Origin of the sequence: Mycobacterium sp. 1165178.9 (assembly GCF_001673555.1) — a bacterium.
GTDB lineage: Bacteria > Actinomycetota > Actinomycetes > Mycobacteriales > Mycobacteriaceae > Mycobacterium.
In genome coordinates, this window is sequence record NZ_LZMB01000154.1 from 1 (window position 1) to 10,852 (window position 10,852).

A 10,852-nucleotide genomic window follows, 5' to 3' on the forward strand; every position below is an offset into this window, starting at 1 on the left:
TTCGCCAGTGACGTGGGCGAACACTACTTGCACATCGGGACACTGGGCAGCCGAGGCGGTGGAGATGACGGAGGTGGACAGGGCCGAAACGGCCACGCCCGACGCCGCGATTACTGCTGCTGAACCGAGGGAACGAAAGATGTGACGTGCGATCATGGCGTCAAAAGTGCCCATCCAAGGCCCTCCCAAACTGTCAATTTGCCAACCAATACGTGATGTTTTCCTGTATACCGCCACTGCGACCGATGGCGCCTGCGTCGCCGCCATCGGACCCGCGCAGCGGGTTGCCGAAAAACATTTTCAAGTCGTCGTTTGGTGTTGTCCATTCAGGGTAGCCGGACACGGCGAGTACCAGATTGGCGCTCACTGTTAGAGAGGTGGCGACATGGCAACGGGTGAAACGGGTTTCGACGACGTGACCTTCGATCTTATTTCCCTTCAATATCACTCGCTGAAGGCGGGGCATGATTATGGCCAGTACGTGCGTGACGCGAAGAACGCAGGTTTGGATGATGTCGAGTCCTTCTTCAACGAAGTAATGGCTCAGGACGCCGAACGCGCGCGGCGATGCCACGAGCTACTCGGCCAGCTGCAGGGGACGTCCGCAGCCGGACCGGCCGCAAGATAAGAAAACCGGCGTTTCGCGCCGACCCCGTCGGGGGTTCCGCCCCTGACTCGCACGACGTTGCCTACAGCGGGTGATGCCGCGTAATCCCCGGCAGGGCGGCCGTTTACGCGGTTAATCGCCCCGATGACCAGGTCTGATAGACCCGTCATGGGGCTACCGCACTTGTGTCAGCATGGTCACATACCTGCAAAGCTCGGATGCATCCGGCGTGGCGCCCTATTAGAGTTACGTATCTTAGGGAAAGCTTATGATTTATTAGGCACGGAAACAGGTAGCACGGAGCAAGGCTGTGGACACGGACCGTTTCGACGCGATCATCGTAGGGGCAGGTTTTGGCGGCATCGGCGCCGCTATTCAGCTCAAGCGCCTCGGGTTTGACAACTTCGTCATCCTCGACCGCGAGGACGATTTGGGCGGCACCTGGCACGTCAACCACTACCCGGGCATCGCCGTCGACATCCCCTCGACCACTTACTCGTACTGGTTCGAACCCAAGCCGGACTGGTCACGACTGTTCGCGCCGGGCGCCGAGGTCAAGCAGTACGCGGCGGAGGTCGCCAACAAGTACGACGTGCGCCGCCACATGCGGTTCAACACGACCGTGGAAGGTGCCCAGTGGGATGAGGACGCCGCGGTGTGGCGGGTGGCGCTGGCAGGCGGCGAAACGCTGACGACCCGCTTCCTGATCACGGCCACCGGGTTCCTGTCCCAGCCGCGCATGCCGGATATCCCGGGTATTGCGAGTTTCCAAGGCAAAGTGGTCCACACCACGGCATGGGACCACGGCTATAGCTACGCGGGACGGCGCATCGCGGTCATCGGGACCGGCGCGTCCGCGGTGCAAATCATTCCCGAGCTCGCCAAAGAGGCCGCCGAGCTGACCGTCTACCAGCGGACCGCGACCCACGTGATACCCAAGGTTGACTTCGAGTTCCCCCCTGCGGTGCGGCGCCTGTTTGCGCGGGTGCCGGCGGCGCAGCGCGCGCTGCGGTGGGTGACCGACGTCATCCTCGAGATCATCATGGTCGTGGGGGCGCTGCACTTTCGGGAGTCGCGCGGGCGCGGAAACATTTCCGCCTCCGACCTGGCCAAGATCAGCCGATTCCGGTGGATCCGGGACAAGGAACTGCGCGCCAAGTTGACGCCGGACTACGACCTCGGCTGCAAGCGGCCGACCTTTTCCAACGGCTTCTACCGCGCGTTCACCAAGCCGCACGTGCACCTGGAGACCAACTCGATCGAGCGGATCGAGCAGGACGGCATCGTCACCGCCGACGGGCGTAAGACCGTCATCGATACGCTGGTGCTGGCCACCGGATTTGACCTGTGGGAGGCGAACTTCCCGGCCATCGAGGTGGTCGGCCGCAAGGGCCGCAACCTGGGTAAGTGGTGGCGGGAGACCAGGTTCCAGGCCTACCAGGGCGTGTCCATTCCCCACTTCCCCAACTACCTGGGCCTGGCAAGCCCGTTCGCCTTCTCCGGGCTGTCCTTCTTCCACACCATCGAATACCAGATGCGCCACATGGACCGGCTGCTCGGTGAGGTCAAGCGCCGCGGCGCGACGACCTTCGAGGTGACCGAAGAGGCCAACGACCGGTTCATGGAGCGGATGACCAAATTGCTGGACAGCTCGGTGTTCTATGCCGGAAATTGCGCCACGTCGCGTTCGTATTACTTCAGTCCCAGCGGTGAGGCATCGCTGCTGCGGCCGACGTCGACACTCAACTCAGTGCGCGAAGCGCAGGCCTTTCCGCTCAGCGATTACGTGATCGCCTAAAAACCGGCTGCCCCAACGGGTTGGCCGTCCTTGCTCCATCCGTTAGCGGCAGAGTTCAGGGCGCGCTGGTCAGCGCGGGGTCCGGTTTTTCGGACGACATCGACAAAAACCCGCGCACACAGCGCGCGGCCAGCCACCAATTGGCAGGCTTCTTCATGTCCAGGCCGCCCAGGAGTTGCTTGATCATGGTCAGCGTGTCGAAGTAAATGCGTTCGCAGACAAGGGTTTCCTTGTCATCGAAGACGAAGTATGCGGTCATGCGGACGCGGAACCGGCTGCCCGTGGGCGGGACCTTGCCCAGGTAGCCGCGGTGCGTGCCCATCAGCCAGAACTCGACGATCACCGCGTCCGCGCTGTGTCGCAGCGCAATGATTTCGTGGTCCTGGTCGGGAAACGCGGTCCGCGTGTAGGCGTAGTACTCCCGCACCGCCTCGTCGCCGTCGTGCACGAGCATCTGGGGAATCAGCTCGTAGCGCGGATGCGGGAAGGTCGCCAAGACATCGTCCCAGGCTTGACGGACCTCGTCATGAAAGTGGTCGAGCACAAGTTTCTGGCGGGCGGCCAGCACCTCGGCGGCGGGAAACGCGGGAATGGTCACGTGGTCAGCGTAAACCTGGATTTTGGCCTCGAGGGGTGGGTCACGACCGGAACCGCTAGCGCATGTGCTACCGGTTTTGACAAAGCGATAAACCTCCCGGCGGGGCCTCCGGGCGGACGGTAGGTCTTTGCCGAATCCGCTAGCGCATGCGCTAACGGATTTGAGAAGGCGATACACCCTCGGACAGAAGGGAATTCGGTGCGGGGCTACCGGGGCGGGGTCCAGGCTACCGGCAGGGTCTTGATGCCGTGGATGAACTGCGAGAGCAGCCGCGCGGGCTCGTCCGTCGCGACGACGTCGGGTATCTCGCGGCGCAATTCGTCGAAGACGACCCTGATCTCACGACGAGCCAGGTTGGCCCCCAGGCAGAAATGGGCTCCGCCGCCACCAAAGCCGAAGTGTGGATTGGGGGTGCGCGCCACGTCGAAAAGCCAGGGGTCGTTGAACGTCGACTCGTCGCGATTTGCCGAGTTGTACCAGAGCGTGGCCTTGTCGCCGGCCTTCATCTTGGTGCCGCCGAGCTTGAAGTCACGGGTCAAAGTGCGCCGCATGTAGACAACCGGGGAGGCCCACCGCACGATCTCCTCGACGGCGGTGGGGGTCAGGCGATCGAAATTTGACCACCACTTCTCCCGCTCCGCGGGGTAGCGGGACAGCGCCAGCACACCGTGGCTGATCGCGTTGCGCGTCGTCTCGTTGCCGGCCACCACCAGCAGGATGAAGAACGACGCGATCTCGGTCGAGGACAGCCGTTCCCCGTCCACGTCGGCTTCCACCAGGCTGGTGGTCAGATCGTCGTGGTGATTGGTTCGCCGGTCCTCTGCCAGCGCACTGGCGTAGGCGCCGATGTCCATGGACACCTGGAGGAACTCGTTGAAATCCGTGGCCAGATCCGGGTCGCCGAACCCCAAAATCACGTTGGTCCAATGGAATATGCGCTGATGGTCCTCTTCGGGGATGCCCATCATGTCGCAGATGACCTGCAGCGGCAGCGGACCGGCGAGTTCACTCACCAGCTCGGCCTCTCCGTCGGGATGGTTGGTGACCAGCGACGCGACCAGCCGGCGGGCCCGCTCGCGGACCGACGCCTCGATGCGCGCCACGACTTTCGGGGTGAACGCGCGGCTGACGATCGAGCGCAGCCGCTGGTGTCGCGGATCGTCCAGCACGATCATCGAGCCGAAGTATTCGCTGATCTCCGGCGTGTTGTCGTTGATCGTGATGTTGGGGCTGGAGCTGAAGATGTCGGGGTGACGGCTCGCGAAGTACACGTCGTCGTGTTTGGTCAGCGCCCAATGCCCGCCGCCGGGTTCGAACCCCTCGTACTCGACGGCGGACCAGAACGAGATCGGCGCCTCGCGGCGCAGGGTGGCGAAGGCGCCGTCGCGGATGTCGTCGTCCAGCTCCCAGAAGTCCAGCGAATCGAGATGGATGTCGGCGAGCGGAATGTCGGGCGGTGGCGTCCCGTTCGTCCGCGGCGCCAGAGCTTTCTTGGGACCCGTCTTGAGGCTCATCTAGACCTCCTTTTGGCGAAAAAGAGGGAGCGCTTCGTCAGTGCGTGCAGAGCGTTCTGGCAGGCGCGCCGGTGGTTGCCGTCGCGGCGCTCACCACGTTGCCGTCCAGCAAGATCTTGCAGGAGATGGGGCCCGGCCCCTGCGCGCTGATGGTGAACACTTGCCCGCCAAAGCCGGTGAACTCCGTCGACCAGGGCAGCGGCGCATTCACCTGATGCAGCTGCCCGTTGTCGGTTTGGTAGTAGATGAACTCGGCGACCGCGGGCCCGTTGACCTCATAGCGGACCTTCGGCATCTGGGGCATGGCGTGGGCCGCGCCGCACGTATTCGCGAATCCGAGACCGACAGCCAACAGGACCGAAGGTCCGGCGAGGTGCTTCATCATGAATTGCATCGTGTCACCACAAGCGACGGTAGGGAAGCTTATGGTGAAGCCCGAAGCGGGTGCGGGTGACCGGAAAGGTGGCGTCAAAGCATGGCGGAACACGGCTCAAAGCGGGTGGTGGTGTACGGAACCGGCTTCGTCGGCAAGATGGTGATCGCCGAGATCGTCAAGCATCCGCTGTTCGAGTTGGTCGGTGTCGGCGTCAGCAACCCCGACAAGGTCGGCCGCGACGTCGGTGAGATCTGCGGGCTGTCCGAGCCGGTCGGGATCACCGCCACCGACGACGTCGACGCGCTGATCGCCCTGAAACCCGACGCGCTGGTTCACTACGGCCCGACGGCGATGCACGCCAAGGAGAACATCTCGCTGATCACCCGGTTCCTGCGGGCCGGCATCGACGTGTGCTCGACCGCGATGACACCCTGGGTTTGGCCGACCATGAGCCTCAACCCGCCGAATTGGATCCAGCCGATCACCGAGGCCTGCGAGCTGGGGGAGTCGTCGTGTTTCACCACCGGCATCGATCCCGGATTCGCCAACGACCTGTTCCCGATGACATTGATGGGGCTGTGCTCTGAGGTGCGCCGAGTCCGGGCTTCGGAGTTGCTGGACTACACGAACTACGAGGGCGACTACGAATTCGAGATGGGCATTGGCCGCGAGCCGGAGTTCAAGCCGCTGCTGGAAGACCGCGACATGCTGATCTTCGCGTGGGGCGCGACCGTCCCGATGATTGCGCACGCCGCCGGCATCATGCTCGACGAAATCACCACCACCTGGGACAAGTGGGTGACCCCGACGGAGCGCAACTCGGCAAGGGGCGTCATCAAGCCGGGGCACGTCGCCGCGGTCCGGTTCACCATCAACGGCGTCTACCAGGGCGAGACCCGCATCCAGCTCGAACACGTCAACCGGATCGGGCTGGACGCCGCCCCGGATTGGCCGACCGGCCACGACAACGATGTCTACCGCGTGGACATCGAGGGCACTCCGAGCATCTTTCAGGAGACCGCATTCCGCTTTACCGACGGTTCGGGCCGGGACGCGGCCGCGGCCGGATGCCTGGCCACCGGTCTGCGGGCACTCAATGCCGTTCCCGCCGTCAACAACCTGCGGCCGGGTTGGGTCACCCCCCTCGACCTCCCGCTGATCGCCGGCGAAGGCAGCATCCGCTGATGACCGGCGCACAGTGGGCGCATAGCTGCCGCTGAAACGGAATACAGACTTTGGCGGCACAATAACGGCTAGCCGGATGCGAGTTGGTGCTGCGGATACGGGGATCGGGATATGGCCAATGGAGTCGGGACCGCGCTGGGTTTATCGATCGGCACCACCAACCTGGCGGCCGTTACCTCTGACAACGCCATCACCCGCAAGCCCGTTCTGACGCTCTATCCGGATCGGCCCGCCGAGGTCGGCATACCCGCGGAAAACCCCAGACTGCAGGGGCCGGGCGTGGTGATCACCGGCTTCGTCAGCCGTGTCGGCGACCCTCGTGGCGTCGTGGCGCTCGACGGCTCCGTGCACCGCAGCGAGATATTGATCGCCGACGCGTTGCGGGCGCTCGCGCACGCCGCCACCGACGGCCGTGGCGTGCCCGACGACGTCGCGGTGACCTATCCGGCCCACTGGGAGTCACACGCGGTGGAGGCCCTCGGTGCCGCCCTGAGCGAGATCCCCGAGTGGTCGCGACGCGCGCGTCCCGCCCTGCTGATTCCCGACGCCGCGGCGACGCTGCTCGCCGTGCGGACCAGCCCGGGCATACCCCCGCGCGGAACCGTGGCGGTCTGCGATTTCGGCGGCAGCGGCACCAACATCACGTTGATGCACGCCGACGGGGATTTCCGCGCGCTGGCTCCGACCGTTCGGCATCGCGACTTCTCCGGCGACCTGATCGATCAGGCGCTGCTGGGCGTCGCCATCGCCAACATGCCGACGACCGGTGCGTTCCCGACCGGCACCGCGGCGATCGGCTCGCTGAGCCGACTGCGCAGCGCATGTCGGGTCGCCAAGGAACAGCTGTCCTCGAGCGCGGTGGCCACGCTGACCGACGGGTTGACCGGTACGCGCGGCGAAGTGCGGCTCACCCGGCACGAACTTGATGACGCGATCCGTCCTTCGCTGGGTGGCGTGATCGCGGCGTTGGAGGAAGTCTTGACGCGCAACGGAATCCGTGACCTCGTCGCGGTGGTCTCGACGGGAGGCGGGGCGAACCTGCCGACCCTCACTACCGCGCTGTCGCGGCATTTTCGCGTTCCGGTGGCAACGACTCCGCGCCCGCAACTCGCGGCCGCGGTCGGCGCCGCGCTGCGGATGGCGCACGGTCCCGCCGATGCCGGCGCGACGCTTTCGGCGCCCGCAGCGCCTGCCACTGCGACGGCTCGGGCGTCGGTGCGGCCGGATCCGCGCCCGGAAGCGACCACGACCGCCCAGGCGCCACCGGCCGAGCCGACAGGGGCACAGATGGCGCAGGCGTGGTCGGCACCCGAAACTGCCGAGCGGCCGCCTTCTCGCCGGCGTCTGCTGCCGGCGGCGGCAATCATCATCATCGTCGCGGCCGTACTGCTGGTGGGAACCGCCGTGGCGATCGGACTGACCTCGCAGAACAAATCGGCGACGACACCAACTCCGGCCCTGAGCACCACGCCGGCAACGCCGCCGCCGGCTCGCAACAACGCAACCGCGCAGCCCGCCGCGCCGCCACAAGATGTTCCGGTGCCATCAACCTCCGACACCACGCCGCCCGCAGAGACCGAGACGCCGATGACGACCACGCCTCGGGCGACTCCTCAGGCGGTCCCACCGCCCGTGCATCCGGCGGCTCCGCGCAGGGTAGCGGCCCCGCCGATTCCACCGATTCCAGGCGTCAACGAACCCATTCCCGGTCTGGATCGGGTCAACGAGATCGTTCAGGGAATCGAGAGCAACCTGGGCATCAGCGGGTAGGGGCCGATACCCGGGCAATGAGCGCTAGCTCGGGAATCTGGGTTCGGCTCAACCCTTTTGGTCTCAATTGCCCTCTTCGCCCTTGTTCTCTTCCTGGGCAGCTTCTTTGAGCTTCTCGTTGAGGGCTTTGTCTTTTTCGATCTGCTCCTTCAGCGCCTCTTCGTCCCGCTGGCCATCGCCCTTCTCGTCGCCGTCGGAGTCCTTGGCATTCGAGTCCTTGGCGTTCGAGTCCTTGGCATTCGAGTCCTTGGAGTCCTCGGCGTTCGAGCGCTCGGCATTCGACTCTTCGGCATCCGAGCCTTGAGCATCCGAGCCCTCGGGTTCTTCGTGCTTGGGGTTGCCGTCTTCGTCCAGCCATTCGTTGACCGCAGTGCCGGACACACTGCCCCCGGTCCCGGGCAGCACGATCGTGGGCTTGTCCTTATAGGCCTCCATCATCTTGGCGGCCTCTTTTTTGTCGTCTTCGTCCGGCTCGGGCTTCTCCGTCATCCGCTGTTCATCGTCCCCTTGATTGGTTTGATCAGCGTTTCTGGCTCGCTCCGATTGCGTATCGGCCTCAGACCCTTTGTCGTCCTCAGTCTTTTTATCGGACTCAGGCGCTTTGTCGTCCTCAGTCATTTTATCGGACTCAGGCGCTTTGTCGTCCTCAGTCTTCTTATCGCTCTCAGTGCCCTTATCGTCCTGCACGCTCATGCGTCTACCCCCTTGCGGTCGCAGGTTGACGATTGCTAGGGGTTACCCGCTGCGCCGTTGTGCCAAAACTCTCATCGGCGCGATGTGTCGCGCTTGACCAGCACGACCAGCGCCTGCGGGATCCGCATCGGCTCGGGTGCGCTTGACAGGCGCCCGGCGAGTCCGACCTCCAATTGCTCGACGAATTTCGTTGCGCGCTCGTCGCGGGCTCCACCGTCGAGCGCGGCGACCAGGGAGGGGAACAGCGCGAAGCGAGCGAAGGCCGCCCACTGCGCACCGAAAGCCTCTGCATCGTTGTCCCGCTGGTAACGAGTCCAGAATCGATCCTCGGCGTTGAACATCTCGAGATGCTCGATCATCAGGCCTTCGAACCGGCCCTTCGGCGCGAACGGGGCACGAAAATCCTTCTCGCCACGGGGAAACGTCGGAATCGTCATGCGCCGCAGCTCATCTGGGTGCAGCAGGCCGTCGCGCGCCTGATCGCCCAGCGCCTCGACGATGGCATCGAGTAACGGGGCAAAGCCCGCGGTGTCGTCTTCGTCGGCGGCCAGCGTCAACACCACCAGCCGGCCCTCGGGGGCCAACTCGCGACCGCGGAAGGCGACGAAGTTATGCCAGTCCAGCGCGGCCTGGTCGGCAAAGGCCGACTGCACGGCCTCGTCCCTGCTGCGCGAGACGTGCACATGATCGTGCACCTCGCAGGGAGTTCGGCTCAGCCACTGAATTGCCCACGACGTCCAGCCCAGGTTGACCGTCTTGGACGGCACGATCTGGTCGTAGAACGACCGGCCGACCGCCGAGGTGAACGTCGCGGTGTCGGAGTGTAGGTAGCTTTCCGGGTCGTTGGCTACCGTCTCGAACAATGCCGCGAAGTCATTGCGCGGTACATCGGTGTGCGCCACCAGGATTGCGTGATCGTGGCGGGTGCGGTGGCGCAACACGGCGATGGCGGCCGACAGCGGCTTCAGCGAGTTGTGGCCGTTGGCGGCGCCATAGTCGGCGATGACGATCGGTTGCGGGGCTTTGGGCAGCGTCACCTCTTCGGCGGCCCGCTCGAACGCCGCGATCGCCTGGGCCAAACCGGCGGCCCGCAGCCGCGTCGCCTCGGTGTAAACAGGCTCGGGCCGCACCACAATGCTCGATTCGGGCATCTGGTGTTCGGGCATATGTCGACGATAATCGTTGCGCTGATTATCAGTTCGCCGTCGGGTAGCTCACGCCGGTAAGCTGCGCGGAAAGCTCCCACAGTCGCCGGCAGTCGTCCTCGTTGCGCGCGCGTTGGGGCACCTTCGCCAAAGCCACCCCGCCGCCGGCGGCCTCGAAGGGTCCGCGGGGCCCGTAGAACGCGCCACCCTCGGCGTTCGGCGCCGCCGCCGCGTACAGGGCCGGCAGAATCCCCTCGTCGATCTCCTGCCACAGGAACGGCGTGAAATGCCAGGACGCCTTGTACAACCGCTCCATCAGGGCGGGCTTCTCGCGGCCGTGCGAAGGCCCGGCGATCTGCAGGTTGGTCTTGGTCAGGCCGGGGTGTGCGGCATTGGACATGATGCCCCAGCCGGCCGCGCGGCTGCGCCGGTCCAACTCGAGGGCGAACATCAACACCGCCAGCTTCGATTGGCCGTAGGCCGACATGGCGGCGTAGGACTTTTCGAATTGCGGGTCGTCGAAGTGGATCTTGCCGCTTTGACGCGCCGCCAGGCTGCTCAGCGATACGACGCGAGGGCCCTGGGCGGCGCGCAGCAGCGGCAGCAGATGCCCGGTCAGCGCGAAGTGTCCGAGATGGTTACTGCCGAACTGCAATTCGAAGCCGTCCGCGGTGGTGTCGCGTTCCGGCGGAGTCATGACCCCGGCGTTGTTGATCAGAATGTCGATCGGGCGGCCGTCGGCGTTGAGTTGTTCGCCGAGCGCGGCGACGGAGGCTAACGACGACAGGTCGAGCGGTTTGATGGTCAGCTTGGCCCCGGGAACCGTGGCGCGGATTTCGTCGATCGCCGCCTCACCCTTGGCGCGGTTACGGATCGCCATAACGACGTCGGCGCCCGCGGCCGCGAGTCGCCGAGCCAGTCCGAACCCCAGACCGCTGTTCGCTCCGGTGACGACCGCCAATTTTCCAGAGAGATCGGGCACTACGAGGAATGGGTCGCCCGCGGACACTAGGTGAGCAAAAGCGCACACTAGGACCCGGACGTACCGGAAAGGAGTGATACGCATGGCGAGCAACCTTGTCCCCACAGTGCCCGATCTCTCTGGAAAATTGGCGGTCGTCACCGGAGCGAACAGCGGTCTGGGGTTCGGACTCGCCCGACTCGAT

General features: G+C 65.0%; 11 protein-coding genes and 2 pseudogenes. 5 read left to right on the top strand and 8 right to left on the bottom strand.

What is annotated here, in order from left to right; all coding sequences use genetic code 11:
- Nucleotides 1-174 (bottom strand): annotated as a pseudogene (locus tag A5652_RS28430) (cutinase family protein); the annotation flags it as partial.
- Nucleotides 175-193: 19 nt separating this feature from the next.
- Entirely contained in the window at nt 194-367 is a 174-nt protein-coding gene (locus A5652_RS27450; protein ID WP_156745206.1) for a hypothetical protein, read from the bottom strand.
- A gap of 18 nt (nt 368-385) precedes the next feature.
- Between A5652_RS27450 and A5652_RS07505 the strand changes: the two genes are divergently transcribed.
- Nucleotides 386-628 carry an acyl carrier protein gene (locus A5652_RS07505; protein ID WP_067348575.1) on the top strand — a complete coding sequence of 81 codons (243 nt, stop codon included), beginning with the start codon at nt 386-388 and terminating at the stop codon, nt 626-628.
- Between the two features lie 289 nt (nt 629-917).
- Nucleotides 918-2,405, top strand: a complete 1,488-nt coding sequence (locus A5652_RS07510) for an NAD(P)/FAD-dependent oxidoreductase (RefSeq protein ID WP_067348579.1) — start codon at nt 918-920, stop codon at nt 2,403-2,405.
- Between the two features lie 55 nt (nt 2,406-2,460).
- Here A5652_RS07510 and A5652_RS07515 read toward each other — a convergent pair whose 3' ends face one another.
- The 3 genes from A5652_RS07515 to A5652_RS07525 form a co-directional block, all read right to left on the bottom strand.
- Complete coding sequence (locus A5652_RS07515) at nt 2,461-3,003, bottom strand: ester cyclase (protein ID WP_067348583.1); 543 nt, start codon at nt 3,001-3,003, stop codon at nt 2,461-2,463.
- 206 nt (nt 3,004-3,209) lie between these two features.
- Nucleotides 3,210-4,517 (bottom strand): cytochrome P450, encoded by a 1,308-nt coding sequence (locus A5652_RS07520; RefSeq protein ID WP_067348586.1) that lies wholly within the window; start codon nt 4,515-4,517, stop codon nt 3,210-3,212.
- A 37-nt stretch (nt 4,518-4,554) separates the two neighbouring features.
- The gene (locus A5652_RS07525) at nt 4,555-4,902 is read right to left on the bottom strand and encodes an MmpS family transport accessory protein (RefSeq protein ID WP_197513815.1); all 348 of its coding nucleotides are present in this window, start codon (nt 4,900-4,902) and stop codon (nt 4,555-4,557) included.
- A gap of 90 nt (nt 4,903-4,992) precedes the next feature.
- On the opposite strand from A5652_RS07525, the gene A5652_RS07530 reads away from it, so the two are divergent.
- The gene (locus tag A5652_RS07530; protein WP_067348593.1) at nt 4,993-6,078 is read left to right on the top strand and encodes a dihydrodipicolinate reductase; all 1,086 of its coding nucleotides are present in this window, start codon (nt 4,993-4,995) and stop codon (nt 6,076-6,078) included.
- A gap of 111 nt (nt 6,079-6,189) precedes the next feature.
- Nucleotides 6,190-7,848 carry an Hsp70 family protein gene (locus A5652_RS07535; protein WP_067348598.1) on the top strand — a complete coding sequence of 553 codons (1,659 nt, stop codon included), beginning with the start codon at nt 6,190-6,192 and terminating at the stop codon, nt 7,846-7,848.
- A 63-nt stretch (nt 7,849-7,911) separates the two neighbouring features.
- Here A5652_RS07535 and A5652_RS07540 read toward each other — a convergent pair whose 3' ends face one another.
- From A5652_RS07540 to A5652_RS07550, 3 genes are all read right to left on the bottom strand, one after another.
- Nucleotides 7,912-8,337 (bottom strand): hypothetical protein, encoded by a 426-nt coding sequence (locus tag A5652_RS07540; protein WP_067348609.1) that lies wholly within the window; start codon nt 8,335-8,337, stop codon nt 7,912-7,914.
- A 275-nt stretch (nt 8,338-8,612) separates the two neighbouring features.
- Nucleotides 8,613-9,674 carry an SAM-dependent methyltransferase gene (locus tag A5652_RS07545; RefSeq protein ID WP_197513817.1) on the bottom strand — a complete coding sequence of 354 codons (1,062 nt, stop codon included), beginning with the start codon at nt 9,672-9,674 and terminating at the stop codon, nt 8,613-8,615.
- 61 nt (nt 9,675-9,735) lie between these two features.
- The gene (locus A5652_RS07550) at nt 9,736-10,668 is read right to left on the bottom strand and encodes an SDR family oxidoreductase (protein ID WP_232001115.1); all 933 of its coding nucleotides are present in this window, start codon (nt 10,666-10,668) and stop codon (nt 9,736-9,738) included.
- Nucleotides 10,669-10,750: 82 nt separating this feature from the next.
- Between A5652_RS07550 and A5652_RS27455 the strand changes: the two are divergent.
- Nucleotides 10,751-10,852 (top strand): annotated as a pseudogene (locus A5652_RS27455) (short chain dehydrogenase); the annotation flags it as partial.